The 24,513-nt window shown below is 69.1% G+C and carries 27 protein-coding genes; 11 read left to right on the top strand and 16 right to left on the bottom strand.

The features are described 5' to 3' along the window. Nucleotides 1–21 precede the first annotated feature (21 nt). The 3 genes from ACZ5KW_RS06530 (at nucleotide 22) to ACZ5KW_RS06520 (ending at nucleotide 2,633) form a co-directional block, all read left to right on the top strand. Nucleotides 22–357 carry a DUF7113 family protein gene (locus ACZ5KW_RS06530; protein ID WP_343778724.1) on the top strand — a complete coding sequence of 112 codons (336 nt, stop codon included), beginning with the start codon at nucleotides 22–24 and terminating at the stop codon, nucleotides 355–357. A gap of 73 nt (nucleotides 358–430) precedes the next feature. Beyond that, a complete protein-coding gene (locus tag ACZ5KW_RS06525; protein WP_343778725.1) occupies nucleotides 431–1,138 on the top strand; it encodes a DUF2270 domain-containing protein in 708 nt (235 codons plus the stop codon). 94 nt (nucleotides 1,139–1,232) lie between these two features. Further along, nucleotides 1,233–2,633 carry a M28 family peptidase gene (locus ACZ5KW_RS06520; RefSeq protein WP_343778727.1) on the top strand — a complete coding sequence of 467 codons (1,401 nt, stop codon included), beginning with the start codon at nucleotides 1,233–1,235 and terminating at the stop codon, nucleotides 2,631–2,633. 97 nt (nucleotides 2,634–2,730) lie between these two features. Here the strand turns inward: ACZ5KW_RS06520 and ACZ5KW_RS06515 are convergent, their stop codons facing one another. The 3 genes from ACZ5KW_RS06515 to ACZ5KW_RS06505 all read right to left on the bottom strand — a co-directional run bounded on the left by ACZ5KW_RS06515 (nucleotide 2,731) and on the right by ACZ5KW_RS06505 (nucleotide 4,403). Continuing rightward, on the bottom strand, nucleotides 2,731–2,922 hold the full coding sequence (locus tag ACZ5KW_RS06515) for a hypothetical protein (protein ID WP_343778729.1): 192 nt from the start codon (nucleotides 2,920–2,922) through the stop codon (nucleotides 2,731–2,733). A 48-nt stretch (nucleotides 2,923–2,970) separates the two neighbouring features. Then, entirely contained in the window at nucleotides 2,971–3,711 is a 741-nt protein-coding gene (locus tag ACZ5KW_RS06510; RefSeq protein ID WP_343778730.1) for a helix-turn-helix domain-containing protein, read from the bottom strand. A 119-nt stretch (nucleotides 3,712–3,830) separates the two neighbouring features. Beyond that, on the bottom strand, nucleotides 3,831–4,403 hold the full coding sequence (locus tag ACZ5KW_RS06505) for a peroxidase-related enzyme (RefSeq protein ID WP_343778731.1): 573 nt from the start codon (nucleotides 4,401–4,403) through the stop codon (nucleotides 3,831–3,833). A gap of 139 nt (nucleotides 4,404–4,542) precedes the next feature. Between ACZ5KW_RS06505 and ACZ5KW_RS06500 the strand changes: the two genes are divergently transcribed. Together ACZ5KW_RS06500 and ACZ5KW_RS06495 are read left to right on the top strand one after the other, a co-directional pair. Next, nucleotides 4,543–5,004 carry a PaaI family thioesterase gene (locus tag ACZ5KW_RS06500; protein WP_371152571.1) on the top strand — a complete coding sequence of 154 codons (462 nt, stop codon included), beginning with the start codon at nucleotides 4,543–4,545 and terminating at the stop codon, nucleotides 5,002–5,004. Beyond that, a complete protein-coding gene (locus ACZ5KW_RS06495; RefSeq protein ID WP_343778733.1) occupies nucleotides 4,997–5,842 on the top strand; it encodes an amidohydrolase family protein in 846 nt (281 codons plus the stop codon). The genes ACZ5KW_RS06500 and ACZ5KW_RS06495 overlap by 8 nt, the downstream gene beginning before the upstream one ends. Nucleotides 5,843–5,893: 51 nt before the next feature. Here ACZ5KW_RS06495 and ACZ5KW_RS06490 read toward each other — a convergent pair whose 3' ends face one another. From ACZ5KW_RS06490 to ACZ5KW_RS06460, 7 genes are all read right to left on the bottom strand, one after another. Next, nucleotides 5,894–7,057 (bottom strand): phenylacetate--CoA ligase family protein, encoded by a 1,164-nt coding sequence (locus ACZ5KW_RS06490; protein ID WP_343778735.1) that lies wholly within the window; start codon nucleotides 7,055–7,057, stop codon nucleotides 5,894–5,896. 183 nt (nucleotides 7,058–7,240) lie between these two features. After that, on the bottom strand, nucleotides 7,241–8,287 hold the full coding sequence (locus tag ACZ5KW_RS06485) for a branched-chain amino acid ABC transporter permease (protein WP_343778737.1): 1,047 nt from the start codon (nucleotides 8,285–8,287) through the stop codon (nucleotides 7,241–7,243). Nucleotides 8,288–8,374: 87 nt separating this feature from the next. Continuing rightward, on the bottom strand, nucleotides 8,375–9,328 hold the full coding sequence (locus ACZ5KW_RS06480; protein WP_343778738.1) for a branched-chain amino acid ABC transporter permease: 954 nt from the start codon (nucleotides 9,326–9,328) through the stop codon (nucleotides 8,375–8,377). Further along, nucleotides 9,329–11,407 carry an AMP-binding protein gene (locus tag ACZ5KW_RS06475; protein WP_343778739.1) on the bottom strand — a complete coding sequence of 693 codons (2,079 nt, stop codon included), beginning with the start codon at nucleotides 11,405–11,407 and terminating at the stop codon, nucleotides 9,329–9,331. Then, the gene (locus ACZ5KW_RS06470; RefSeq protein ID WP_343778741.1) at nucleotides 11,408–12,241 is read right to left on the bottom strand and encodes an ABC transporter ATP-binding protein; all 834 of its coding nucleotides are present in this window, start codon (nucleotides 12,239–12,241) and stop codon (nucleotides 11,408–11,410) included. Continuing rightward, on the bottom strand, nucleotides 12,241–13,083 hold the full coding sequence (locus ACZ5KW_RS06465; RefSeq protein WP_343778742.1) for an ABC transporter ATP-binding protein: 843 nt from the start codon (nucleotides 13,081–13,083) through the stop codon (nucleotides 12,241–12,243). The genes ACZ5KW_RS06470 and ACZ5KW_RS06465 overlap by 1 nt, the downstream gene beginning before the upstream one ends. Beyond that, nucleotides 13,083–14,372: an ABC transporter substrate-binding protein gene (locus ACZ5KW_RS06460; RefSeq protein ID WP_343778743.1), complete on the bottom strand. Its 1,290-nt coding sequence runs from the start codon at nucleotides 14,370–14,372 to the stop codon at nucleotides 13,083–13,085. The genes ACZ5KW_RS06465 and ACZ5KW_RS06460 overlap by 1 nt, the downstream gene beginning before the upstream one ends. 158 nt (nucleotides 14,373–14,530) lie before the next feature. Here ACZ5KW_RS06460 and ACZ5KW_RS06455 point away from each other — a divergent pair, with 158 nt between their 5' ends. Next, nucleotides 14,531–14,926 (top strand): universal stress protein, encoded by a 396-nt coding sequence (locus ACZ5KW_RS06455; protein ID WP_343778744.1) that lies wholly within the window; start codon nucleotides 14,531–14,533, stop codon nucleotides 14,924–14,926. Between the two features lie 395 nt (nucleotides 14,927–15,321). On the opposite strand, the gene ACZ5KW_RS06450 is transcribed toward ACZ5KW_RS06455, so the two are convergent. Then, on the bottom strand, nucleotides 15,322–16,395 hold the full coding sequence (locus ACZ5KW_RS06450) for an aldo/keto reductase (protein ID WP_343778746.1): 1,074 nt from the start codon (nucleotides 16,393–16,395) through the stop codon (nucleotides 15,322–15,324). Between the two features lie 131 nt (nucleotides 16,396–16,526). Between ACZ5KW_RS06450 and ACZ5KW_RS06445 the strand changes: the two genes are divergently transcribed. The 5 genes from ACZ5KW_RS06445 to ACZ5KW_RS06425 all read left to right on the top strand — a co-directional run bounded on the left by ACZ5KW_RS06445 (nucleotide 16,527) and on the right by ACZ5KW_RS06425 (nucleotide 20,077). Beyond that, nucleotides 16,527–16,715 carry a hypothetical protein gene (locus tag ACZ5KW_RS06445; RefSeq protein ID WP_343778748.1) on the top strand — a complete coding sequence of 63 codons (189 nt, stop codon included), beginning with the start codon at nucleotides 16,527–16,529 and terminating at the stop codon, nucleotides 16,713–16,715. Nucleotides 16,716–16,779: 64 nt separating this feature from the next. Beyond that, nucleotides 16,780–17,718, top strand: a complete 939-nt coding sequence (locus tag ACZ5KW_RS06440; RefSeq protein WP_343778749.1) for an acyltransferase — start codon at nucleotides 16,780–16,782, stop codon at nucleotides 17,716–17,718. Nucleotides 17,719–18,175: 457 nt separating this feature from the next. Further along, nucleotides 18,176–18,769: a DJ-1/PfpI family protein gene (locus tag ACZ5KW_RS06435; protein ID WP_343778751.1), complete on the top strand. Its 594-nt coding sequence runs from the start codon at nucleotides 18,176–18,178 to the stop codon at nucleotides 18,767–18,769. A 24-nt stretch (nucleotides 18,770–18,793) separates the two neighbouring features. Continuing rightward, on the top strand, nucleotides 18,794–19,573 hold the full coding sequence (locus ACZ5KW_RS06430; protein ID WP_343778752.1) for an Nmad3 family putative nucleotide modification protein: 780 nt from the start codon (nucleotides 18,794–18,796) through the stop codon (nucleotides 19,571–19,573). Between the two features lie 93 nt (nucleotides 19,574–19,666). Beyond that, entirely contained in the window at nucleotides 19,667–20,077 is a 411-nt protein-coding gene (locus tag ACZ5KW_RS06425; RefSeq protein WP_343778753.1) for a DoxX family protein, read from the top strand. A 340-nt stretch (nucleotides 20,078–20,417) separates the two neighbouring features. Here ACZ5KW_RS06425 and ACZ5KW_RS06420 read toward each other — a convergent pair whose 3' ends face one another. The 5 genes from ACZ5KW_RS06420 to ACZ5KW_RS06400 form a co-directional block, all read right to left on the bottom strand. Beyond that, nucleotides 20,418–21,497 (bottom strand): hemolysin family protein, encoded by a 1,080-nt coding sequence (locus ACZ5KW_RS06420; protein WP_343778755.1) that lies wholly within the window; start codon nucleotides 21,495–21,497, stop codon nucleotides 20,418–20,420. An 83-nt stretch (nucleotides 21,498–21,580) separates the two neighbouring features. Further along, nucleotides 21,581–22,903, bottom strand: a complete 1,323-nt coding sequence (gene hisS, locus ACZ5KW_RS06415) for a histidine--tRNA ligase (RefSeq protein WP_343778756.1) — start codon at nucleotides 22,901–22,903, stop codon at nucleotides 21,581–21,583. Between the two features lie 100 nt (nucleotides 22,904–23,003). Continuing rightward, nucleotides 23,004–23,459 carry a ferritin-like domain-containing protein gene (locus ACZ5KW_RS06410; protein WP_343778757.1) on the bottom strand — a complete coding sequence of 152 codons (456 nt, stop codon included), beginning with the start codon at nucleotides 23,457–23,459 and terminating at the stop codon, nucleotides 23,004–23,006. 94 nt (nucleotides 23,460–23,553) lie between these two features. Then, on the bottom strand, nucleotides 23,554–24,147 hold the full coding sequence (locus tag ACZ5KW_RS06405; protein WP_343778759.1) for a DUF7411 family protein: 594 nt from the start codon (nucleotides 24,145–24,147) through the stop codon (nucleotides 23,554–23,556). Continuing rightward, nucleotides 24,148–24,501: a DNA-binding protein gene (locus ACZ5KW_RS06400; RefSeq protein WP_343778761.1), complete on the bottom strand. Its 354-nt coding sequence runs from the start codon at nucleotides 24,499–24,501 to the stop codon at nucleotides 24,148–24,150. Nucleotides 24,502–24,513 lie beyond the last annotated feature (12 nt).

The raw sequence follows: 24,513 nt of genomic DNA, 5'->3' as shown, positions 1-24,513 counted from the left end.
GCTCGCCCTCGTATCCGTGGCATGATACTCGTTCGCGGCAGCGGCGGCGGGACGGACCTCACCGGCACGGTGTTCGAGCGCGGCGAGGAGCCGCCGGCGTACAAGGGCGCTCCGAACGAGGACGCGCCGTACGTGTGGGTCTGCGACGCCTTCTACGAGGTCGAGAGCGGTGGGTCACCCCTCGTCGTCGACGGCGAGGAGATCCGCGTCGCCTTCGAGGAGCCGATGCCGCGCGGGTTCGACACCCGCGATCAGGCGGTCGAGGCGGCCCGCGAGCACGTCCGGACGCAGTTCGCCAGGATCGGGGTCGACCCCGACGACGTCGAGGTCGAGGTCTCCGCGGCGGGCCCGGCCTGAGACCTGGCGCCGAACACCGGTCGCGTCGGCGGCCGACCCCTCTTTTACCCGTGTCGCCCCGGTACGAGGCCGTATGTCCGACCCAGCGGAGGACTTCGACCCGAGGTCGCGAGAGGAGCGCGAGGTCGCCGCCGAGGCCGCGGGCGACCGGTCCGACTTCCTCTCGCTGATGGCCCACACGTACCGCGGCGAGCTCGGCCGGACGGGCTCGTGGCGGACCCGCATCGACCGGACGACGAACTGGGCGGTGGTGGTGACCGCGTCGCTGCTCACCTGGACCTTCTCCAGCGAGTCGCGGCCGCACTACGTGCTGCTCATCGGGCTCGTCATGCTCAGCGTCTTCCTCGGGATCGAGACCCGCCGGTACCGGATGTTCGACGTCTGGCGCTCGCGCGTGCGGCTCTTAGAGGAGAACGTGTTCGCGAACGCGCTCGACCCGGAGGGCGTCGAGCAGTCGAACTGGCGGAAACTGCTGAGCGAGGACCTCCGCGAGCCGACGATCAAGATGCCGGCCGTCGAGGCGGTGTCGCGGCGCCTCCGGCGGGTGTACGCGCCGCTCGTCTCGGTCCTCGTCGCCGCGTGGGTCGTCAGGCTCACCGTGTTCACGCCCCCGGAGACCGGCGTCGTCGCGACCGCTTCGGTCGGCGCGCTCCCGGGCGCGCTGGTGATCGCGCTCGTCGCTGGGTTCTACGGCCTCGTACTGGCGCTGACCCTGCGGCGGGCCCCGAGGCGGGCAAAAGGCGAGATGCAGGCGGCCGAGGACACCGACGAGTGGAAGTGAGCCGCTCGCGGCTCCGCTTCCGGCGGGCGATCCGACCGCGTCCCCCCCCGTCGCCTCCCGCAACCCCTTTTCGCCCGCGGCCCAACCGGATCGTATGGCCGAGCTACCGGACCGCGTCGTGGGCGACGCGCGGACGAGCGACTTCGGGTGGGACCTCCTCACGGACCTGACCGACATCGGGAACCGAATGGCGGGGTCGACGGGCGAGCGCCGCGGCGCCGAGCGCGTCGTCGAGGCGTTCGAGGCGGCCGGCCTGCGGAACGCCGGGCTCGACGAGTTCGAGATCCCCGGCTGGTGGCGCGGGGAGTCGTCGCTGTCGGTGTCGGGACCGGTCGAGCGACGCCACGAGAACTCCCACGAGGTGATCGCGCTGCCGGGGACCCCGAGCGGCGAGGTGACCGCGCCGCTGGTCGACGTCGGCGACGGCACCGACGAGGCGTTCGCGGCCGCGGGCGAGAGGCTGGAGGGCGCGGTCGCGATGGCCTCCTCGCGCACGCCGGAGAGCCACGACCGGTGGATCCACCGGATGGAGAAGTACGTCGCGGCGGCCGAGCGCGGCGCGGTCGGGTTCGTCTTCCGGAACCACATCGAGGGGGCGCTGCCGCCGACCGGCGAGATCGGCTACCACAACCGCCCCGGGCCGATCCCAGCGGTCGGCGTCTCGAAGGAGGTCGGCGACCGGCTCTCGCGGCTCGCCGAGGCCGCCGACGAGAGCGACGACGCGGACGGCGGTGTCGGCGACGACCACGGCGACGAGCGGCCGACCGTCTCCCTCGACGTCGACTGCCGGAACGAGCCGACGACCTCGGTGAACGCCGTCGCGGAGGTCGGCCCGGACACCGAGGAGGCGGTGTATCTCACCGCCCACGTGGACGCCCACGACGTGAGCGACGGCGCCAACGACAACGGCGCGGGCTCCGCGCTCGTCGCCGAGGTCGGGCGCCTGCTCGCGAGCGTCGAAGGCGACCTCGACACGCGGGTCCGGCTCGTGACCTTCGGCTCGGAAGAGATCGGGCTATGGGGCGCGTACCACGCCGCCGAGACCACGCCGCGAGCGGAGATCGCCTGCGTGGTCAACCTCGACGGCGCCTGTAGCTCCCGGAACCTCCGCGTGGGAACGAACGGGTTCGACGGGATGGCGTCGGTGTTCGAGTCGGTCACGGACGCGTTCGACGCGCCGCTCGCGACCGGCGAGACCATCTCCCCGCACGGCGACCAGTGGGCGTTCGTTCAGGAGGGGATCCCGGCGGTGATGGTGTCGACGACGAGCGACCAGTCCGGGCGCGGCTGGGGGCACACTCACGCCGATACCCTCGACAAACTCGACTCTCGAGACCTCGGCGAGGTGGCGACGCTCGTCGCCGCGTCCGTCTACCGCTTCGCGACGGGCGAGGTCGAGGCCACCCACCGGTCGCGCGAGGCGATCCGAGACGCTATCGACGAGGGGTACGTCGAGGAGCTGAAGACGGGCGGGCGGTGGCCCTACGGCGACTGAGCGGGGAGGCGAAAGGGACCGAACGTCGCGCGAGGACGCGGAGGGGACCGAACGTCGCGCGGCGGCTCAGGGCCGTCTCGACTCGTCGAGACGGCGATCACTCCTCGTCGGAGCCGTCGCAGACGCCGAGCGGGAGCGAGTCGGGGGCGTCGCCGTCGCCGTCGAGACCGGCGTATGCGTCGTCGATGAGCCGGACAAGCTGCGTCTCGGGGCTCACGCCGCGGGCGGCGGCGAGCGCCGCGAGCCGCTCGTACTGCTCGTCCGGCACGGACACCATTCCCTCGTCCATACGCGGCGCTCCGTCCCGAAGCTACAAAAGCGTTGTTCGGACCCGCGTTCACGGCGAGTCCGCCCGCTCGCCGTCGCGGACGGCCCCGATCGGTTCACCCTCGGCGAACCGGTCGAAGAGCGCGTTCATCACCGCCGCCTCGGCGCGAGAGAGGTGTTCCCAGACGGTCGTCGAGCCCAGCCCGAGTTCGGTCGCGACCTCCTCGACGCCCACCCCGCCGCCGTGGTCGTAGTAGCCCGCGGCGATCGCGGTCGCGAGGACTTCCCGTTGTCTGTCGGTGAGATCGTCGAGGAGCCCCGACGCGGGGAGTTGGGGCGAGCGCTCGATCGACGCCAGCTCCACGTTCCGCGCCAGCTCTACCTCGTTGCCGCCGCGTTCCAACTCGCGGATGACCGCAGAGAGGTCGTCGTCGTCCCCGAGGTACGCCGTCCACCGCTCGACGCCGCCGGAGATGGTCGTCCCCGTCCGGTAGTGGATCCCCATCCGCGAGAACCGCTCGCCGATGCCCTCCCAGTCGGCGGCCGCGACGTCGATCGTCAGGGCGACGTACGCGTGCGTCCCCTCGATGGGCGCGAGCGGTTCGGCGGACACGATCAGGTCGAACTCGCGGAACTCCTCGACGAACGCCTCGATCTCGGCCGGCGGTCCGGTGAGTTCGGCGATCCGCTTGCGCTCGGGCCCGCTCCCGGTCATCGACGAGACCGAGCGGTACCGCACCTCCGGGTGGCGCGCGCTCACCTCGCATTCCGGCTCCCCCGCGTGGTAGATCCGGAACGTCACTTCCCGCATGGAGAAGGCTGAGGCGGCCGAGGTTCAAACGGGTTCCGGACCGGCGCGATCCTCCTTACGCGGGAGACCGCGCGCCGCCGCCGCGGCGACACCGAGACGGGGGCTCCTCGCGAGAGCGGTCAGTCGCCGCGGCCCATCGCGTAGAACTCGTCGTTCGGGCGCATGTCCGCGACGGTCGCCATGCGGTTGGAGAGGTTGAAGAAGGCCGCGACCGAGGCCACGTCCCACACTTCCTCCGGTGAGAAGCCGGCGTCTCGGAGCCGCTGGACGTCCTCGTCCGTCACGGACTCGGGCGATTCGGTGAGTTTGACGGCGAAGTCCAGCATCGCCATGTGGTGGTCGGAGACGTCGGCCTGTCGGTGGTTCGTGGCGAGCTGGTCGGCGAGTTTCGGCGCGCCGGCGTAGATGCGACAGAGCGCGCCGTGGCCGACCACGCAGTAGAGGCAGTCGTTCGCGCCCGACACCGCGACGACGATCATCTCGACCTCTTCGCGGGCGAGCGGCGTGTCCGCCACGAGCGCGTCGTGGTACGCGAAGAAGGCCCGGAAGTGGCTGGGCTTGTACGCGAACGCCGAGAACACGTTCGGCGTGAACCCGGCGTCCTCGGTCTCCTCGTCGATGCGCTCGCGCAGATCCTCGGGGAGGTCCTCGTAGTCCGGCACGGGGAACCGCCGCATCGCGTCCTCGTTCATACCAGCAGACGCGCGCCGCGACCACAAAGCCGTTCCCCCGGACCGCCCGCCGTTGCGCCGCTCTCGGTCGACTCGGACGGTCTCGCTGACTCGGGGCGGTTGATTTATGCGAGGTCGTGCTGTGCGTTGGCACACACACATGGCCGACCCGAGTGACACCGGCGAGGGCGACCGGCGGCGGGCGACGAGTTCGGGTGAGGCCGACCGAACGGCGGTCGTCGAGCGACTGTACGGCGACATCCCCTTCCATCAGCGACACGGCCTGGAGGTGCTCTCCGTGACTCCCGACCGCGCCAGCGTCAAGCTGCCGTTCGACCCCGGACTCGTGGGCAACCCCGACCTCGGGGTCCTCCACGGCGGCGTCGTCAGCGCGCTCGTCGACCTCGCCGGCGCCGCCGTCTTCGTCGGCGGCCGCGAGGCGTACACCCCGACCATCGACCTCCGCGTGAACTACCTCGAGGCCGCCGGTCGGGAGCCGCTGTACGCGACCGCCACGGTGGACCGCCGCGGGGCCGACATCGGCGTTGCGAGCATCGAAGTCGAGTCCGGGGACGCCGTCTGCGCGACCGGCACGGGCGTCTACAAGCTCACCGATGACTGAGTTCCCCGTCGAGGGCGTCGTGGACGCCCACGTCCACCTCATGCCCGGGCGCCTGATGGCCGCCATCCGAGAGGCGCTCGGCGACGCCGCCGGCTGGGAGTTCGACCACCCGACCGACCGCGAGCGGATGGAGGCGACGCTGGCCGCCGCCGGCGTCGAGCGGTACGTCGCGCTCCCGTACGTCGCGCGTCCGGGCGCGGCGGCCGACCTCAACGAGTGGGTGATCGAGGCCGCCGCGGCGTCCGACCGCGCGGTCCCGTTCGCCACGGTCCACGCCGCCGACGACGACCCGGGGACCGTCGTCGCCGACGCCTTCGACGCCGGGGCGCGCGGCCTGAAGCTCCAGCTCCCGGTCCAGGGGTTTTCGGCAGACGACCCGCGGCTCGACCCGGCCTACGAGGTCGTCGCCGCACGCGACGCACCGGTCGTGCTCCACGCCGGGACGGCGCCGATGTTCGAGGACAGTCCGCACGTCGGCGTCGAGCGCTTCGAGTCGTTCCTCGCCTCCTACCCCGACGTGCGGGTGTGCGCGGCACACATGGGCGCGTACGAGGTCGACGCGTTCGTCGACCTCGCCCGCGACAACGACAACGTCTTTCTCGACACAACCTTCGCCATGTCGAGCGTCGCCGAGACGTACATGGATTTCGACCCGGCGACCGTCGACGACGACACGCTGATCGAGCTCTCCGAGTCGGTCATGTACGGCTCGGACTACCCGAACATTCCGTACCCCTACGCCCGGGAGCGGGAACACCTGCTCTCGCGGGACCTCCCGATAGAGGCGCAACGCGACGTCTTCTCTCGGACCGCGCGCCGCTTCCTCGGCGGCGACTGAGCGGCGACGCCGCTCCCTCGGCGGCGATGAGCGCCCGCGCCGGTCGGGGGCTCAGTACCGCTCGTCGACGACGCCGGTCTCGTCGAGGTCCGCGACCAGTTCGACGGCGTCGGGCGTCACGATGAGGCGGTCGCCGAGCGCCGCGCGCAGCTCGTCGACGTCGGCCTCGCCCTCGCAGACCACGACGAGGCGGTCGGTGGTCTCCGGCTGTGACACCTCGACGCGGTACTCGCCGGTCAACCCCTCGAAGCCGGCGAGCACCGTCTCGATGCTCTCCGGGTACACCTTCACGCCCTTGACCTTCAGCCGCTCGTCCGTGCGGCCGATGACGCCGTCGGGCAACACGACGGTCCCGTCCCGAACCGCCAGTTCGGCGAGGTCCCCGGTCCGGTAGCGCACCAGCGGGATGCCCGCCTTCCGGAGGTGCGTCACGACGACCTCCCCGCGCTCGCCGGCGTCTAAGACCTCGCCGGTGTCCGGGTCGACGGCCTCCACGACGGCGTAGTCGTCGACGACGCGGAGGCCGTCCTCGGCCGCGGTCTCGGCGGCCACGGGCATGATGTGTCGCGTGCCGAAGTAGTCCACGGCCGTGGACGCGTCGAGCGCGTCTTTGACCGCCTCGCGACGGCCGGGGATCGAGGTGAACGGCTCGCCGGCGCCGACGAACGTGTCGACCGAGCCGCCCGCCGCGCCGATCTTCAGCGCGAAGCTCGGGTTGCCCACGACGGCGTCCACGTCGTACGACTCGATGGTCGCGGCGGCCTGCTCGGAGTCGCCGGGGCCGAGCGGGAACACCTCCGCGCCGAGGCGTTCGAGCGCCCGATGGAGCACGTACCCGGTGCCGAACAGCTCGTAGCCGAACGTGTTGACGACGCGGTCGCCCGGCTCGATGCCGGCGCGTTCGAGCACGTCCGCGTTGGCGGCCGCCTGACCGTCGAGGTCGTCGGCCGTGTCGAAGACCGGCCGGAGCTGCTCGCCCATCGGCGAGAACGTGACCATCGCCGCGCCGTCGTACAGCGACCCCCTCGGCGGCGCGTCCTCGAAGTCGGCCTCGAGCTCAGCGGCCGTCGTGAACGGGAGGGCTCGGAAGTCGGCCCACGAGTCGACCGCCGTCGGGTCGACGCCCGCGTCCGCGAACTTCTCGGCGTAGAAGTCGCGGTCGGCGACCCGCTCCAGCTGCTCCCCCACCGCCGCGAGTGTACTGTCGTCGTACATCGCGTTAACACACGACAAACTGCCACATAAACCTCCGTCACCGGTGTGGTGGCGGGACGGGCGACGCCTGTGCGGCGCGGCGTCGGAGCGGAAACGCGCGTGCGGTCGGAAGGGTCGGAACGGAAACGCGCGTGCTGTCAGAAGGGTCGAGACGACCGGGTCGTGGACCGCGGGCCGTCGCGTTCAGTACGCGAACGGCCACGTGCGCAAGTACTCCTTGATCTTGCCGAGCCCGGCCAACACCCCCTTCGGCTCGACGGCGAGCACGACGATGATGATCGCGCCGAAGAACACCGGCAACAGCGCGGTCGCGTTGGTGCCCGTGAGGTCGGCGAGGAAATTCAGCCCGTCGTTGAGGTAGTCTTGAACGAGCGTGACGACGCCCACGCCGAGCAGCGCCCCCCAGACGCGTCCGAGGCCACCGAAAAGCAGCATGACGTAGTGTTCGAGGGTGAGCCCGATCGTGAAGTACTCCGCGTTGATGAAGCCGATCTGGAACCCGAACAACCCGCCCGCGACGCCGATCATGAACCCGCCGATGGCGAACGCGAGCAGCTTGTTCTTGAAGACGTTCACGCCGAGGACGGACGCGGAGAGGTCGTTCTCGTGGATGGCGCGGAACGTCTTCCCGACGCCGGTCCGGGAGAGGTTCAGCGACAGCATCGCGAACACCAAGAGTAGCACCAAAGCGAGCAGGTACTTGTCGATGGTCGTGCCGAGCGCGCCGACGGGCCCGACGAGCCCCACGTTCGAGGGCAGCGACTGGGTCGTCCCGCCGTGGATGAAGGCGAGCTGTGAGTTCACGAAGAACCACTCCTCGGCGATGAACTGGAGCGCCAGCGTCGAGATGGCGATGTAGAACCCCTTGACCCGGAACGACGGCAGACCGAAGCCGACCGCGACCAGCGCGGCGAGGAGGCCGCCGACGGCGAGCGCCGGGAGGAGTCCCGCTCCGACGGCGAGCAGTCTGCTCGCGCTGTACGCGCCGATGGCCATGAACGCGCCCTGCGCGAGCACGATCTCGCCGGCGTAGCCGAGGATGACGTTCAGCCCCAACACCGCGATGGCGAAGATGTACGCCTGCGTCAGCAGCGTCACCGTGCCGCCGCCGAGGAGGAACGGCGCGATGAAGGGGATCGGCAGCCCCAAAGCGAGGGCTATCTTCTGTGTCCGCCACCGGACCAGCCCCATTCGCGACTCGTAGTCGGTGAAGTACTCACCGCAGGGCATGCGACCACCTCCCGTCGGCCGCGGCCGTTCGAGTCGTCGGTGCACCGTCGGAGCGCCCCGTAGCGCGCGAACTGTGTCCCTTCATGGTCAGAGCCTCTCGATCCGCTCGGTCCCGAACAGGCCGTACGGCTTCACCAGAATGACGACGAGCAGGAGCACGAGCGGGAGAATCTCGCCGAAGCCCGCGCCGAAGTTGGCCTGGATGTTCGTGAACGGGACGTACACCGCGGTGCCGCCCACGAGGTAGTACGACCCCAGTTCCTGGAGGACGCCCACGACGATGGAGCCGATGAACGCCCCCGGGATGCTGTCCAGTCCGCCCAACACGACGGCGGCGAAGATGATGATCCCCGTGTTCTCGATGGAGACCGCCGCCCCTCCGCTGGACGTCGCCAGCAGGATGCCGCCGATGGCGGTGATGGCGATAGAGAGCGTCCACGCGAGCGCGATGGTGCGCTCGATGGAGACGCCGAGGACCATCGCGGCCTGCTCGTCGCTGGCCGACGCCCGGAGGATCGACCCGGTGACGGTTTCGCGGAAGAACAGCATCAGGACGGCGACGACGACCAGCGCGATGGCGACCGCGACGGCGTACGCCGCCTGTATCGACGTGCCGAGGGGGAGACTGAGCTGGCCGCCGAACGTCAGCGCCTCGGGGTACGCCTGCGCGTTCTGGCCGTACAGGAAGAAGATGACCCCCTCGAGGATGCTGCCGAGCGCCAGGGTCACGATGATGACCGACAACACCGGCTCGCCGATGAACTGTCGGAACACGATACGTTCGAGCGCCAGCCCGAGCACGAGGCCGAGCAGGACCGTCACGAGCACCGCCGCCCACGCCGGTATCGCCGCCGGGAGCACGGTGGCCGTGCCGAAGATGACGACCCCGTACGCGCCGACCATCGCGATCTGGCCCTGCGCGAAGTTCAGGACGCCGGTCACCTTGTAGATGAGCGAAAAGCCCATCGCCACGAGCGCGTACAGCGCGCCCAGTCCGAGACCGCTCAGCGAGATGTCGATGAGCGTGACCCAGTTGACCATCTAGCTCACCTCCAGTTCGCGTTCGTCGTCGAGGACCGGTTGGTCCACGTCGACGATGCGCATGACGCCGCGTTCCTCGGACTCTCTGCCGTCTTGGTACGTGATCGTGAGTTCCATCGCTATCTCGGTGCTGCCGTCGTACAGGGCCGTCACGAGGTCGCCGTATCGGTCCACGACGACCTCGCGGCGGAGCTTCCCGGTGCGCGTGAGCTCCCCGTCGTCGGCGTCGAACTCCTTGAACAGGAGCACGAACCGCTGGATCGGGTTATCGAGGTCCTCGTTGGTCTCCGCGACCACGCCGCGAAGCAGCTCTAAGACCGGTTCTTTCCGCGTCAGATCGCGGTAGCCCGCGTACTGGATGTCGCGCTGGTCGGCCCACTCCGCGACGTTGTCGTACCGGATGTTCAGGACCGCGGTGAGCTCCGCGCGGTCGTCGCCGACGACCATCGCCTCCTTCACGTAGGGGTTGAACTTCAGCTTCGTCTCGACGCTGATCGGCGCGACGGCGGTGCCGTCGGTCATCTCTAAGACGTCGTCCATCCGGTCGAAGATCCGCACGTGGTCGTCGTCGGTGAGCGCGCCGAAGTCGTCGGTGTGGAGCCAGCCGTCCTCGAACGCCGACTCGGTCTTCTCCGGCATCCCGTAGTAGCCGGAGGTGACGACCGGGCCGCGCACGAGCAGTTCGCCGCCCGGCGTGATCCCCACCTCGACGTTCGGGAACACCTCGCCGACCGTCTCCACTTGCACGTCGTCGTCGCGGTGCATCGTCACGAACCCGCAGACCTCGGACTGCCCCCAGATCTGCTTGAGCGGGACGCCCATCGCGTGATAGTACTCGAAGTGGTCCTCGCCGAGGGGACCGCCGCCGGTGTAGACGTTCTTCGCGCGCTTCAGTCCGATCTTGTCGAGTATCGGCCGGTAGGCCGCCCAGTAGGACAGCCAGTGGGCCCCGCGCAGCCACGCCGGCGGCTCCTCGTCGTTCCTGTCGCCGATGACGTACTCGGCGTACTTCTCGCCGACGCTCATCGCCTTGTCGTACACCCAGCCTTTGAACCGCGAGGTGTTCTCGATTTTCGCCTTGACGTCCGCGACCCACGCCTCGTACCGCTTCGGCGACGAGAAGATGATCTCCGGACCGATCTCCCGGAGGTCCTCCTCCTCGGTTTCGGGCTGTTCCGGGAAGTTCGCTGTCCACCCGGCGACGAACGCGGCCGCGAGCAGGATCATCTGCTCGCCCACCCACGCCATCGGGAGGTACGAGAAGTAGTCCGACTCCTTCGGCAGCGGGTCGATGTCGATGGCCGCGTTTGCGAGGTTCACGAGGTTGAAATGCGAGAGCCGGACGCGTTTCGGCATCCCCGTCGTCCCCGACGTGGGCGCGAGCATCGCGGTCGCCTCCGCGGGCACGGCCTGGATCTCGGACGCGAGGTAGTCGTCGCCCACGTCGCCGGACTCGCGGCGCTCGCGGCCGCGCTCCTCGACGTCCTCGTAGGCGACGATGTCGGGGTCGCCCGGCTCGGTCTTCTCGCCGTTCTCGTACCGGAACATGCCCTTGTCGTCCCGGTAGATGATCGTCGACAGCGACGGCACGCCGTCCGAGACGAGGAGGAGTTTGTCCACCATCTCCTGATCTTCGGCGTACACCACCTCGGGTTCGAGCAGCCGGAGCTGTTTCTCGATGTCCTCCGGCAGCATGTCCTCGTAGTTCGGGGCCGCCATCCCGCCGAGGGACTGCGCGGCGATCCACGCCCACAGCTGGTGGGGACGGTTGTACCCGATGGTGAACAGCACGTCCTCGTCGCCGAACCCGTACTCCTCTAAGCCGAGCGCGAACCGCTCCACGCGGTCGTAGTACTCCTCCCAGGTGAACTCCTGCCAGACGCCGTACTGCTTCCAGCGCAGGGCGATGTCGTCCGGGTGCTCGGCGGCGTGATCGATGAGGATCTCGGGGAGCGCCCGGTCGGAGACGATGGGCACCGACTCGCCCTCCGGCGCGGTCAGGACGCGCTCGACGGACAGCCCCGAGTCGGCTGAGTCGCCCGACCCGACGCCCTCGCTCTCGGCGTTTTCGGCCGCCATCTACTCGACCCCCGTGTAGACGCGGGCGACCTCGGGGTCGTCCGTCACCTCCTCGGGCGGCCCGCGAGCGATGACGCCGCCCTTCTGCATGACGATCATCCGCTCTGAGACCGCGGTGACGACTTCGAGGTCGTGTTCGATCATCACGAGCGTCAGCCCCTCCTCCTCGTGGAGGTCGGTCAGGAACCGGATCATGTCGTACTTCTCGTCGAAGGTGAGCCCGCTCATCGCCTCGTCGAGCAGGAGCACGTCCGGCTCGAGCGCGAGCGAGCGGGCGAGGTCGACCCGCCGCTGGACGCCCAGCGGCAGCGTCGAGACCGTCGTGTGGCGGTACTCCCAGAGTTCGAGGTAGTCGAGGATCTCCTCGACGAACCGCATGTTCTCGGCCTCCGTCTTCCGCCCGGTGCCGTAGTACAGCATCGCCGAGAGCACGTTCGGGCGTTTGGCGACCGCCCGGGTCGTCATCACGTTCTCTAAGACGTCCTCGCTCTCGAAGAGCTCTAACCCCTGAAACGTCCGACCGAGGCCGTGTCGGGCGCGGTAGTGTTCCGGCCTGCCGCTGACCTCCTCGCCGTTCAGGAACACTTCGCTCCCGGCGTCGGGCGTGTAGAAGCCGTTGAGGATGTTCAACAGCGTGGTCTTGCCGGCACCGTTCGGGCCGACGATGGACACCCACTCGCCGTCGGCGATACCGAGGTCCACGTCGTCGACGGCGGTGATCGAGCCGAACGTCTTGGTCACGTTCCGGCAGCCGATCGCGGCCTCCTCGGGAGGCACGTGCGCGCCGCTTCTGAGCGACGCCGCGCGCGCCTCGACCCCCTGATCGGCGCTCATCAGGTCCACCTCTTGCGGATCTTGTAGTGCCTGATGTCGGTGTACCGGGAGTCCTCGCTGGACGTCCCGAGGTAGAACTCCTTTATCTCCTCGCGCTCGACGAGTTCGTCGGCCGGGTCGTGGAGCTCGATCTGGCCGTTCTCCATGACGTAGCCGTAGTCGGCGATCTCGAGCGTGCGCTTTGCGTTCTGGTCCGCGATGAGCATCGTGATGTCCTCCCGTTCGTTGATCTCTACGAGCGTCTCGAAGATGTCGCGAACCAGCTTCGGCGCGAGACCGAGCGAGGGCTCGTCCAACAGGAGCAGGTTCGGCCGGTGGATGAGCGCGCGAGCGATGACGAGCATCTGCTGTTGCCCGCCGCTGGCGTAGCCGGCCTTGAGGTCTAAGATGTCCTCCAGTTGCGGGAAGTACTCGAAGGCGATCTGGTAGTCGTCCTCGTCGAATTGGAACCGGCGGCCCTGACGGTAGAGCCCGCACCGGAGGTTCTCCTCAACGGTGAGGTCCTCGAACACCCGCCTCCCTTCGAGGATGTGCGTGATGCCGCGCTGGACCATCTCGTTGGCGCCGTAGTTGGTCACGTCCTCGCCGCGCAGGAACACGCGGCCCCGCGTGACCTCGCCGCGCTCGCTCCGGCCGATACCGCTTATCATCTTCAGTATCGTCGATTTCCCGGCGCCGTTCGGGCCGAGCAGCGCGACGATGTCGCCCTCGCTGGCCGACATCGAGACGCCCTGTACCGCGAGGAAGTGCCGGTCGTAGACGATCTCGACGTTGTCGAGTTCGACGACCGGCGGGTCGCCGTCGTCCGCCGCGGTCGCGGTCGCTTGCTCGTTGGTCGCCATTACAGTCCGATCCAGGAGTCTCGGCGGGGCAGTTCGACGCTGGTGTCGAAGCTCAGGCTCCCGTCGGTGACCTCGAACAGCCGCCCGTTCATCGTCGGGCGGCGGTCGCCCTCCGCGTAGCTGAACGGCTCGGCGAGGCCGAACATGTCGTCGTCCTCGATGCCGAACATCCCCTGCCTGACGTTCGGGCCGGTCGTGACGTCGTTCCCGGCCTCGGCGGCGTTTTGCATGCCCTTCAGCGCGAGCAGGGCGTGGATCACGCCGCGCACGTAGTTGAGCTGGGCGACCTCGGGGTCGTCCATGCTGCGCCCCTCGCGCTCGAAGTTCGCCTCGATGATCTCCGCGCCCCGGCCGCCGCTGTCGAGCGCGCCCTGAAAGGTGCGGAACGCGTTGACGTACCGCACGCCCTCGAAGATGTCGGGCGACTGCTGGACCACGCGCTCGTCGACGGTGTAGGTCAGGCCGCACACCGTCAGGTCGGGGTAGATGTCCTGTCGGTCCTCTAAGAGCACCCGCATCGGCGCGGACGTGTTCTGGTGGATGAGGTAGTCGATGTCCTGGTCTCTGGCCTGTCGGAGCTGCGTCGTCGCGGAGTTGGCGGTCAGCGGGAGGTTGATGTCCGGGGCCACGTCGAGTCCGAGTTCCTCGGCGTACTGCTTGCCGCCCTCCACGGGCGACCGGCCGAACGCCGTGTTCGAGAAGATGAACCCGACCGTCGCCTCGGGGTCGTTGTCCGCGATCCACTTCAGATGCGCCCGGGCCTGGCTGGTGTAATCGAGGTTGCCGAAGAAGTTGTACGGGAACTCCTCGGTGACGAGGTTCGCGGAGTAGGACGCGGAGACGTAGACGATCTCGTCTTCCGCAACGGTGCCCGCCAGCGCCTCGGTGTCGGCGGTGCCCCAGCCGATGATCAGCGGCGGCGACGACTCGGAGGTGTACTGTTGATAGTACTGCTGTGCCTGCGGCACCTCGTAGGCGTAGTCGTTGTTCGGGTGGTCGATGCTCACGTCGAACAGGTCGTTCTCGTTGATGTACGCGATCGTGTCCCGAGAGCCGATGGCCGTCGGTCGCCCCACGTCGGACGTCGCCCCGCTCTCGTCGTAGATGCCGGGTACCGTGACCGAGTCGGGCATGCTCCCGTCGCCCCCGTCGCCGCTCCCGCCGTCGCCCCCGTCGCCGCCGCCGATACACCCGGCGAGCGCCAGCGTCGCCGCTCCCGCGGTGCCGCTCTTCAGGACGTTCCGCCGCCGGTACAGCCTCGACGAATCCACTGTGTTATCGTTTGTCATGAGTTTCTACCTACTACCGTGAGTGACATACTACATAATCATTAGGGATAGATTCAGCTCTCTGCGGGCAGTTACTCGGTGCCCGCGCGCTCGCGAACGGCGAGTGAAGCCGTCGATTCGCCGAAACAACCAAATGCGAGTGCCGAGACGACTGGTCCATGTTTACGTTTGTCGTGGGTATCGACACCGACGTGGGGCGGGCCGAGACGCAGGCGGAGACCATCGCGTCGATGCCGCTGGAGGCGGACGAGGTGACGGCGGTGCTCGTTCACTCGTTCGCCGAGAACCGGGAGGGCGGCACCGTCGAACAGGTCAAGTCCGTTCGGGTCGCGCAGTCTCGACTCGAAGACGCCGGGATCGAAGTGACGCCGGAGGGGTACGGCGGCGACGCCGCCAAAGCGATCCTCAACGTCGCCGACGACTACGACGCCGACCAGATCGTCGTCGCCGGCCGGAAACGCACGCCGACCGGAAAGGTCCTGTTCGGCAGCGTCACCCAGAGCGTCATCCTCGACACCGAACGGCCCGTCCTCGTCTGTAGCGGCGACGACTGAACCGACCGCTCGGCGCGTCCGCTCCAGACCCCGATCGGGATCAGAGCGGAACTCCCCGGTCCGACAGGGTGGTTCGAGAGTCACCGGGGCCCATCGCAATCAGTTTATAACTACGAGCGAGTATATCGGGTCGTGGTGGCGATGACGAGTCGGTTACCCCCACTGAGCCCCTTGTGACGACGGGTTTCCACCGAGCCACCGTTCCCACGACCGCCAGCGATGCGGCCGCTTCGCGGATCTGGGGAGTGCTACCGATCCCGAACTGACGGCTCCGAACGGGTCACAGTGAAAGTGGTTAGAATCGGTGTCGGCCGTTCGCTGTCGGGTGATTTCGATGCGAAAGAAGCGGGTGGGGTCGGCGACCGCGGTGCGGGGTCGTGACCCCGTTCCGCGGCTCAGTACGAGGCGGCTCGCTTGTCGAGGCCGGCGGCCTCGATGTCGTCGCCGTCGACCGAGGTGCGGAGCACGTCCATCCCGTCGTCGCCGTCGATGTCGAAGTTGCGGGCGTACAGCGCTTCGAGGCGGTCGTACTCGGCGTCGGAGATGGGCGGCACGTCGCTCGCGGCGCTCCACTCGGCGATGTCGTCGCCGTCGCGGAACGTCGGCGTGACGGAGGCGACCTCGTCGTGGGCCAGCAGCCAGCGGATCGCGGCCTGCGCCATCGTTCGCGTCCCCTCGCCGTGGTCGGGCGTTTCGAGGAACCGGATCGCGTCGACCTTCTCCCAGCCGGTCTCGTACCACTCCTTCGGTCGGTGCGAGCGGTGGTCGCCGTCTTCGAGGACGGTGTCGGGCGTCACCTGCTCGTTGAGGAGGCCGGAGGAGTGCGGAACGCGGGCGATGACGGACGTGTCGGAGTCCGACTCGCGGATCGTGTCGACGAAGTGGCGGCCGGGCTCCTGCTCGAAGAGGTTGAAGACGGTCTGGACCGCGTCGAACTCCTCGTACTCGACGGCGGCGTCGCCCTCGGCGAGCCAGCCGATCGAGGGGCCGAGCGCCCAGCCGAGCGCGCGGACGCGACCGTCCGCCTTCCACTCGCGGAGGAGGTCGCGAACCTCGGGCGTCACCTCGTCGACGTTCGCGTTGTGCAGTTGGAGCACGTCGACGTAGTCGGTGTCGAGGCGGTCTAAGGAGGCCTCGAACGCCTCGGTGAGGTACTCCTCGTTCAGCTCCTTCGGCAGCTCGCCGTGGCCGGCCTGCGGGTTGTCGTAGAAGTCGTAGCCGATCTTCGTCGACAGCGTCACCTCGTCGCGGCGGCCGTCGATCGCTTCGCCGATGATCGACTCGCTGTCGCCGTGGCCGTACACGTCGCCGGTGTCGACGTAGGTGACGCCCGCGTCGAGCGCCTCCTCGACCATCTCGACCGCCTGCTCGTCCGAGCGGTCGCCCCACCAGTCGGTGCCGACGACCCACGCCCCGAAGCCGATCTCGGAGACCTCGACGCCGGAGTTCCCCAGTTCGCGGTGTTGCATACCCGTCGATTGGCGGTCGGGACACTTATCGGGCGCGGTCGCTCCCACGGATGCGGAACGGTCCGGTGACGGCCGGTCCGCCCGCGAGCGCACCGTTGGAGTTTACACGGTCGGTCGCGTTCGGAACGCGTATGGAGAAGCCCCTCCGCCGGCGGCTCGACGCCGTCGTCGCCTTCCTCGCGGTCGTCGCCGTCGCATCCGTCACCGACCTGTTGTTGTCACACGGGAGAGCCGGGATCGTCACGGCCGTCCTCATGGCCTTCGGCGTGTCGTTCGTCGGCGTCGTCGTCGGACTGTTCGCCAACGCCATGCGATCCTAGCCGACGGGCGCTCGCGGGACCACACAACCGAATCCATATCAACCACGGCGACGAAGGAGGGCCGATGACAAAGCGACACGTGTCCCTGCCCGACGGCGCCGAGGCCGGGGTCCGAGGGTTCATCGACGAGGTGGACGAGCGGCTCTCCTCGGACGAGGACACCTGCGAGGTCGTCCGCGACGTGCTGGTCGACCTCCACGGCGATCGCGAGGCGTGGGAGGCGTGGCAGGACGGCGAGTCGGTGTCGCGCGCCGAGCGCGTCCGCCTTCAGGGGTACGACCCGTGTAACGCGACGCTGGAGTCCGAGTACTACGCCGAGAAAGACGAGGACCGCTTCCAGCGCTCGAAGCACCTCCAGTGGCTCTGGCGCCAGTTCGACGCCACGCCGATGGCGGACAACGTCGAGTTCGCGCTCCGGTTCCGCCAGATGCTCGGCGACCACCTGTTCGCCGAGTGCGGGGACAACTGCCGCTTTTTCAAGGGCATCTCCGTCACCTACGGCCACAACATCGAGGTCGGCGACAACGTGGTCGTCCACGACGGGGTCCACCTCGACGACCGCGGCAAGCTGACCATCGGCGACCGCGCGTCCATCTCCGACGGCGTCCACCTCTACAGTCACGACCACGACATCGTCGACCAGACCGAGGTTCGAAACTTCCACACGATCGTCGAGGCGGACGCCCGCGTCACCTACGACGCGATGGTCAGAGCGGGCTGTCGAGTGGGCGAGAACAGCGTCGTCGGCGCGCGTTCCGTGGTCCAGGGAGACGTGCCGGACCACCACGTCGTCGTGGGGTCGCCCGCCCGCAGCGTCCGCGTCAAGCCCGGCTGGGAGTCCGCCGCCGAGGAGTTGGAGGACGGCCGCCTCCCCGACAACCAGGACGAACGCGAGATCGAGTACGAACTCCCGGACGACCTCGATCAGTTCGACGAGTTCGGGCGGGACCTACAGCCGCCGGACGTGGAGAACCCCTCGCCGCCGACCTCGCCGGAGCGTTGAGGCGCCGAAACGAGTTTCAGCGGCGTCTCGTAGCGACTGTCAGACGATAGTTTCTGAGTATGACTCAGAATCGGTGACGATCACCGCCGAAGCCCCAGCCGCTTACTGCGACGCGACTCTCTCCGAGGACACGACCGCCTCGCAGCTGCCCCTTCGGGTCCCACCCACGGCCCCGCACCGCAGCCTCACGCCTCCCCAGCCTCGTCGGCAGCTCCCGATGGTCGACGCCGACTCCAGCGAGGGACCGAAGGTCCCTCTGGCAGCCGGCGCGTAGCGCCGACTCCCTCGCGCGTGCTTCTCGCGGTCGCCCCCGGCGACCGCTCGCAGGCACGCGCCACCGCGAACCGCGGTCGCGGTCGGTCGTCGCGACCAGTTTTTGACATCAGTCCGCGGTGTGCTACCGCTCGCCAGTATCGTTATGAGATTGCGACACGTACGGCCACATGGTGTTACGCACATGACAGGACAACAGATACTGATGATCGTGGGCGACTTCGGGGAGGACTACGAGATCATGGTGCCGTATCAAGCGCTTCAGGCGGTGGGCCACGAGGTCCACGCCGTCTGTCCGGACAGGGAGGGCGGCGAGTCGATCAAGACCGCGATCCACGACTTCCGGGGCGACCAGACGTACCTGGAGACGCGCGGGCACAACTTCGAACTCACGCACGGGTTCGGCGAGGTCGACCCCGCTGACTACGACGCGCTGGTCGTCCCCGGCGGGCGCGCCCCCGAGTACCTCCGCGGCTACGAGGAGGTGCTCGACGCGGTGCGACACTTCTTCGAGGCGGACAAGCCCGTCGCGTCGATCTGCCACGGCCCGCAGATCCTCGCGGCCGCGGGCGTCCTCGACGGCTACGAGATGACGGCGTACCCGGCCGTCAAGGCGGAGGTCGAGGCCGCGGGCTGCTCGTGGGTCGACGGCGTGACGACCGACGGGAACCTCGTGACCGGCCAGGCGTGGCCCGACCACCCGGAGTGGATCGCGCAGTTCCTCGACCTGCTCGGGACCGAAATCGAGCACGGCGCGCCCGCCGCCACGGCGGACTGATCCCCGACCGACTTCCCGTTTTTCATGACTGACCCACGAGCCGTCGCCGTCAACGTCGCCGCCAACACGAACGAGCCCGGCTTTCGCGGCCCGGTCTACCCGGACGGGTCGTTCGCGTACGTCCCGATCCCGGAGTCGGCGGCGACGCTCCCGCGCGAGGGGTTCCCGGTCGACGAGCCGCTCCCGACCTACGGCGGCCTGGACCTCCCCTTCGCGGTGCCGACCGACCTGCGCGAGACGCCGGTTCACGCGGACCCGGAGTTCCCCGGTGTCCACGGTCGCGGGCGCGCGAGCTACGGTGACCCGCACGGCGTGAAAGCCAGCCGGATCGCCGGCCTCGAACCGGGCGACTGGCTGTTCTTCTACGCGACGCTGTCGCTGCGACCGCACGGCTGGGCCGGTCCGGGCGAGGGGTCGGTCGAGGAGCCCGGGGGCGTGCGAGCCGACGACGACTTGGCTCCGGAGTGGGGCGCGTACCTCTTCGCGGGGATCCGGATCGAGCGGGTGCTGGCGGCGGGCGGCTCCGAGACCGTCGACCGTGAGGCGGCGGCTGCCCGCGCGCCGACCAACGCGCACCTGAAACGCGACCCGTTCGACGCCCGCGTCGTCGTCACGGGCGACGCGGACGCGTCCGGGCTCTTCGACCGCGTCGTCCCGCTGAGCGCGCCCGAGGCCGGCGCCGAGGCGAACGCGCTGGTGACCGAGCTGTCGAGCGACTCCGGAAAAGGGCCGTGGTGGCGACGCCCGATGGCCTTCGACGCGGCGGCGACCGCCCGCCTGCTGGAACGGATCGACCCGGCCTGACGATCGGTGTGAGACGGGTCGGCCGAGCGGTGACGGGGCCCGCGGCTCGATCCGGCACCGCGATTTATACCGTGCGCTCCCGTCTTTACAGGTATGAGCGATGACACCACTGAGACGACCGCGGAGAGCGACGGTCGCGGCGCGCCCTCGCGGATCGGCCGCGTCCTGCTCGGCGTCGGCCTCGCCGCGCAGGCCTCCGAGGACTTCCGCGACATGGACGACACCATCGAGTACGCCGAGTCGGCCGACGTCCCGATGCCGGAGTTGGCGGCGCCGTTCGCCTCCGGGATGATGGTCGTGGCCGGCCTCGGCATCGCGCTCTGGCGGCTCCCCCGGATCGCGACCGGCGCGGCCGTCGGGTTCCTGACGGTCGTGACCGCGACGATGCACGACTTCTGGAACGCCGACGAGGACGACAAGGGCGGCGAGCGGCTCGCCTTCTTCGGCAACCTCGCGATGCTCGGCGGGGCCTTGGTGTTCCTGCGCGAGGCGTATAAGAAGTGAGCGAAGAAGCGGGGAACCGTTCCGAAGCTACGGGCGTTTGTCTGTAACTCGTTGCTGGCGCTCTCGACGGCGAACAGCTTCAAAGCCCCAGTCGCGAGGACGACGCAGACGACGTAAGCACCGCAGCGAGTGAGCAACGCGAACGAGCGAGGAGCACAACGAGTGTGCGTCGTCCTCGCGACCGCCCCTTTGAGTCCCACCCCGCACCGCAACCGCGGCCTCACACCTCCCCAGCCTCGCGGTTCGTTCGGGGCTCCCTACGGTCGCCCTCTCACCGCGTCCCTCGCGCGTGCGATTCGCGCCGCGGTGCGGCGCCAATCGGTACGCGCCACCGCGTCGTTCAGTATACATCGCCGGCGTCGAGCGGGTCCTCTAACTGCCCCATCACCGCCTCCATCGCGTCGGTCGCGGTGAGCAGCCCGACGACCTCGCCGTCCTCGACGACCAAGGCGAGCTCCTGCGACTCGGCCTGAAACCGGTCGTAGGCGCTGCTGACGCTCGCGTCCGCGGAGACCGTCATCGGCGGCGCCGCGACGTCACCGAACGTCAGGTCGCCGTCCCGGAGCCCGTCGTAGCGGCTCACGATGGAGGGGGCGTACACGATACCCTCGAAGTCGTTCAGGTCGTCGCCGACGAGCGGGAAGCGGGTGTGCGGCGTGTCCCGGATCCGATCGAGGTTCTCCGCGACCGACGCCGTCGTCGTCAGGGAGACGACCTCGTCAGGAGCGGTCATCACGTCCGCGACGGTGACGCGGTCCACGTCGAGCGCGTTGAGGACCTCCTCGCGGCGCTCCTCGGAAATTTCGACCTCCTCCATCATCGAGCCGAGGCGGTTGCGGAGCTCGGCGCGCGTCTCCAACACCTCCTCTTCGGCCTCGGTCCACGAGCCGGTCATCTCGACGCCGAACAGCCCGAGCGTGGCCTTCGCGACCCAGTCGCCGAACTTGATCAGCGGCGAGATGAGCCACGCGAACCAGTAGAGGGGTCGGGCGCCGTACTCGGCGACCTGCTTCGAGCGCTCGACGCCGAGGTACGTCGGCGTCTGCTCGCCGTGCGTCAGGTGGACCATGTTGATGAGAAAGAATCCCAACAGGGAGCCCGCGCCGGCTGACGCGAGCGCCGTGTTCTCGAAGATCGGGGCGAAAAGCGCCGCCAGCCCCGGCTCGGCGACGATACCGAGCGCGATAGACGTCCCGGAGATCCACACCTGACAGGTCGTGAGGTAGAACTCCAGGTCGTCGGTCATCTCCCACGCGCGACGCAGTCCGGGGGTGTCCATCTCCGATTCGGGGTACTGCCGCAGTCGGGTCAGCCCGAACTCGATCGCCACGAAGTACGCGTTGATCAGGATGAGCGCGACCCCCGCGGCCACGCGGAGGGCGACCTCGGTGGGAGGCATCGCCGTTGCGAGCGGGATCATCGTCCCCACCGTCCCGACGCGTGATTGAAAAGCGTTCAGGGATCGCGTCGCCCCCGCCGATGAGCCGCTGGCGCGCAGCCGCGTTACTCGTAGTCCTCGTACGTCGGCAGCCCCTCGTCCGGGGGGAACTCCTCGACCGGTACGGTCGTCTCGTCGCCGCTTTCCATGTCTTTCACCGTGTACTCGCCGTTCTCTAAGTCGCGCTCGCCGACGACCACGACCGTCTCGGCGTTGATCGAGTCGGCGTAGCCGAGTTGGGCGCCGAACGAGCGGCCCGAGACGTCCTGCTCGACGACCACGTCGTCGCCGAGCGCGCGGAGGTCGCGGGCGAGCGCGGCCGCCTCGCTCCGGGTGTCGCCCACGCTGAGGACGTAGTAATCGGTCGTCAGCTCCTCGTCGGGCCAGACGCCGGCGCGCTGGCAGAGGAGCTTGAGCGTCGCGTGGCCGGGCGCGACGCCGACCGCGGGCGTCGGCTGGCCGCCGAAACTCTCGATGAGGTCGTCGTAGCGCCCGCCGCCGAAGACGGAGCGCGACACCTCGCCGGTCGAGTCGAAGCACTCGAAGACGACCCCGGTGTAGTAGTCGAGCCCGCGGGCAGTCGTCAGCGACACGTCACAGAACTCGCCCGCGCCGAAGTCGTCGGCCGCGGCGAGGACGTTCCGGAGGTTCTCGACCGCGGCCTCGACTTCCTCGCCGCCCGCTTCCGCGACCGCGTCGAGGTCGTCGACCGTCTCCACGCCGGCGATGAGATCGTCGAAGTCGCGCGCGGTGTCGCGGGCGAGTCCGGCGTCCGAGAGCAGCCCGACGTACTCGGCGTCGTCTGTCTTCGCGCGCTTGTCGACCGCGCGGATCGCGGCCGCGGTGTCGACCGCCTCGGGGTCCTCGGCGAGCGAGCGGACGAGGCCGCCGAGGATGTCGCGGTGAGAGACCCGGAACTCGAAGTCGTCGCCGGTGAGCCCCAAGTCCGTGAGGGCGTCGGCGGCGACCGCGAGCACCTCGGCGTCGGCCTCGGGGGCCGAGGAGCCGAACACGTCGATGTTCGTCTGATAGAACTCGCGGAACCGCCCCTGCTGGACCTGCTCGTAGCGCCAGAACGGCCGCGTGGACATCCACTTGATCGGCTTCGACAGCTCCTGGCCCTTCGCGACGACCATCCGGGCGACGGTCGGCGTGAGCTCCGGGGTCAGGGAGACGCCGCGGCCCCCCTTGTCGTCGAAGGCGTACAGCTCCTCGACGATCTCCTCGCCGGACTTGTCGACGTACATCTCCGTCCGTTCTAAGGCGGGGGTGGCGATCTCGCGGAAGCCGTGTCTGGCGGCCGCGCCCTCGACCGCGTCGGTCACCTCGCGGCGGGCGGACTGCTCGCCGGGGTAGAAATCGCGGAATCCCTTGAGGCCGTCGTACATGAACCCCGGTTCGGCGAGCGCCCGCTTGAAAGCATCCCTTCGGGGGCGGCCCGCGCGAGAGGGCGCCCGGCCTGCGGGCGCCGTCGGAGAGCCGTCTCGCCTAGTCGCGCTGGTACTCCTTCTGGAACCCGCGGAACTCCGTCCGGTGGGCCTCCTCGTCGGAGAGGAGCGTCACGGCGAGGTCCTCGGTGACCGGGTCGTCCGCGTCCTCGGCGGCGTCGATCAGGTCGCGGTACGTCGCGATGGCGCCCTCCTCGGCGTCGAGCACGCCGTTTATCACCGAGAGCACGTCGGTCGAGTCCGCGGGCGGCTGGAGGGAGTCCTGGCTGGCGGTGAACTCCGCCGACCCCGGCGGGCGCGCGTCGAGCTGTTTGAGCCGCTGTCCGATCTGTTCGGCGTGGCCGAGCTCCTCCTGAACGTCCTGTTTGAGGCTCTCTTTGATCTCCTCGGCGCGGACGCCGTCGAGGACGATGGCGTTCGTCTGGTAGTTCATCACGGTCTCGATCTCGTCGGCGTACGCCTCTCGGAGCAGCTCGACCACTCGTTCAGATGACATACGTGCCGCTACGAGCGCGGGGTCAAAAGTCGTTCCGACGCTCCCGGGCCGACGGGAACCGGTCGGTCGCGTCCGGTATCGACGAGCGGGCCGGTCAGTCGTTCCGACCGTGGACGTAGGTCTGGTCGTGGTCCGGGAACACGTCACCGACCGTCTCCTCGCCGTGCGTGTCGGCGATGAGCGCGCGAAGCTCGTCCTCGTAGTCGGCCTTGGGCACCTCCTCGCTCGGCCCCTGTTGGACGTCGAAGGTGGCGTCGACGAGCTGGTCGACGGCGTGTCGGCCGAACCCGGAGAGCGGCGAGATGTAGTCGATCCCGTTGCGGTCTTCGAGGCTCTGCGCCTGCGCCCGCGACACCGTGGGGACGCGGTCGTCGCGGCGCGTCCCGTCCGCGATGGCGTCCACGTCGAGCGCCGCGATGGTCTCTAAGGCGTGCTCGTGGACGCGCTGGATTCCGTTGCGGGGGTAGCCGTCCGCGACCATCGTCTCGACGGCGCTCTCTGCCACCTCCCGGTCGAGGTCGACGCGCTCGAACGGGAAGCCGAGCTCGGCGGCCGCTCGCTCGGCGTGCTCCCAGTCGTCCGTGAGCCCGAAGCTCCCGGTGACACACCGAACGTCGTAGAACCGGTCGAGCAGGTGGGCGGCGAGGGAGGAGTCTTTCCCGCCGCTGTACAGCAGCGCGAGCTCCATCTACCGCCGCCGGATGTCGAAGCTCTTCTGGTCGGGCTGGAGCTCCTTGAGGAGCTCGCGCATCTGATCTTCGTCGATGCGTCCCTGAACGCGCCCGCTCTGTGCCAGCGCGGCGACCTGCTGTTTCACCTTCTCGCCGAACTGGGGCTTCGACATCTCGACCGCGTTGAGCCGCTGGCGCGCGCCGTCGGTCAGGTGCTGTTTCAACACCGCTTCCTGCTGGGCCTCGGCGCGCTCCTGGGCCTCCTGTTGGGCCTCGGCGGCGTCGCCTTCGCCGCCTTGGCGCTCGCGGAGCTCCTCCATCTTCTTTTCGCGTAGCTCTTCGAGCCGTTCGTCGTCGGGGTTCCCGCTCATACGTGCCCGTTC

It is taken from the genome of Halorubrum ejinorense (genome assembly GCF_055389685.1).
The sequence above is the reverse complement of the archived record's forward strand: the minus strand, read 5'-3'. Positions and strand labels throughout refer to the sequence as shown.

Excerpts from the sequence above, each read along its gene's own strand:
- ACZ5KW_RS06400 (WP_343778761.1), bottom strand. The coding sequence starts at position 24,501 with ATGAGCGGGAACCCCGACGACGAACGGCTCGAAGAGCTACGCGAAAAG.
- ACZ5KW_RS06475 (WP_343778739.1), bottom strand. The coding sequence starts at position 11,407 with ATGGCGGCCGAAAACGCCGAGAGCGAGGGCGTCGGGTCGGGCGACTCA.
- ACZ5KW_RS06470 (WP_343778741.1), bottom strand. The coding sequence starts at position 12,241 with ATGAGCGCCGATCAGGGGGTCGAGGCGCGCGCGGCGTCGCTCAGAAGC.
- ACZ5KW_RS06425 (WP_343778753.1), top strand. The coding sequence starts at position 19,667 with ATGAGCGATGACACCACTGAGACGACCGCGGAGAGCGACGGTCGCGGC.
- ACZ5KW_RS06410 (WP_343778757.1), bottom strand. The coding sequence starts at position 23,459 with ATGTCATCTGAACGAGTGGTCGAGCTGCTCCGAGAGGCGTACGCCGAC.
- ACZ5KW_RS06420 (WP_343778755.1), bottom strand. The coding sequence starts at position 21,497 with ATGATCCCGCTCGCAACGGCGATGCCTCCCACCGAGGTCGCCCTCCGC.
- ACZ5KW_RS06445 (WP_343778748.1), top strand. The coding sequence starts at position 16,527 with ATGGAGAAGCCCCTCCGCCGGCGGCTCGACGCCGTCGTCGCCTTCCTC.
- ACZ5KW_RS06460 (WP_343778743.1), bottom strand. The coding sequence starts at position 14,372 with ATGACAAACGATAACACAGTGGATTCGTCGAGGCTGTACCGGCGGCGG.
- ACZ5KW_RS06435 (WP_343778751.1), top strand. The coding sequence starts at position 18,176 with ATGACAGGACAACAGATACTGATGATCGTGGGCGACTTCGGGGAGGAC.
- ACZ5KW_RS06505 (WP_343778731.1), bottom strand. The coding sequence starts at position 4,403 with ATGAACGAGGACGCGATGCGGCGGTTCCCCGTGCCGGACTACGAGGAC.
- ACZ5KW_RS06455 (WP_343778744.1), top strand. The coding sequence starts at position 14,531 with ATGTTTACGTTTGTCGTGGGTATCGACACCGACGTGGGGCGGGCCGAG.
- ACZ5KW_RS06485 (WP_343778737.1), bottom strand. The coding sequence starts at position 8,287 with ATGCCCTGCGGTGAGTACTTCACCGACTACGAGTCGCGAATGGGGCTG.
- ACZ5KW_RS06515 (WP_343778729.1), bottom strand. The coding sequence starts at position 2,922 with ATGGACGAGGGAATGGTGTCCGTGCCGGACGAGCAGTACGAGCGGCTC.
- ACZ5KW_RS06450 (WP_343778746.1), bottom strand. The coding sequence starts at position 16,395 with ATGCAACACCGCGAACTGGGGAACTCCGGCGTCGAGGTCTCCGAGATC.
- ACZ5KW_RS06490 (WP_343778735.1), bottom strand. The coding sequence starts at position 7,057 with ATGTACGACGACAGTACACTCGCGGCGGTGGGGGAGCAGCTGGAGCGG.
- ACZ5KW_RS06480 (WP_343778738.1), bottom strand. The coding sequence starts at position 9,328 with ATGGTCAACTGGGTCACGCTCATCGACATCTCGCTGAGCGGTCTCGGA.
- ACZ5KW_RS06430 (WP_343778752.1), top strand. The coding sequence starts at position 18,794 with ATGACTGACCCACGAGCCGTCGCCGTCAACGTCGCCGCCAACACGAAC.
- ACZ5KW_RS06525 (WP_343778725.1), top strand. The coding sequence starts at position 431 with ATGTCCGACCCAGCGGAGGACTTCGACCCGAGGTCGCGAGAGGAGCGC.
- ACZ5KW_RS06500 (WP_371152571.1), top strand. The coding sequence starts at position 4,543 with ATGGCCGACCCGAGTGACACCGGCGAGGGCGACCGGCGGCGGGCGACG.
- ACZ5KW_RS06530 (WP_343778724.1), top strand. The coding sequence starts at position 22 with ATGATACTCGTTCGCGGCAGCGGCGGCGGGACGGACCTCACCGGCACG.
- ACZ5KW_RS06440 (WP_343778749.1), top strand. The coding sequence starts at position 16,780 with ATGACAAAGCGACACGTGTCCCTGCCCGACGGCGCCGAGGCCGGGGTC.
- ACZ5KW_RS06465 (WP_343778742.1), bottom strand. The coding sequence starts at position 13,083 with ATGGCGACCAACGAGCAAGCGACCGCGACCGCGGCGGACGACGGCGAC.
- ACZ5KW_RS06510 (WP_343778730.1), bottom strand. The coding sequence starts at position 3,711 with ATGCGGGAAGTGACGTTCCGGATCTACCACGCGGGGGAGCCGGAATGC.
- hisS (WP_343778756.1), bottom strand. The coding sequence starts at position 22,903 with ATGTACGACGGCCTCAAGGGATTCCGCGATTTCTACCCCGGCGAGCAG.
- ACZ5KW_RS06520 (WP_343778727.1), top strand. The coding sequence starts at position 1,233 with ATGGCCGAGCTACCGGACCGCGTCGTGGGCGACGCGCGGACGAGCGAC.
- ACZ5KW_RS06495 (WP_343778733.1), top strand. The coding sequence starts at position 4,997 with ATGACTGAGTTCCCCGTCGAGGGCGTCGTGGACGCCCACGTCCACCTC.
- ACZ5KW_RS06405 (WP_343778759.1), bottom strand. The coding sequence starts at position 24,147 with ATGGAGCTCGCGCTGCTGTACAGCGGCGGGAAAGACTCCTCCCTCGCC.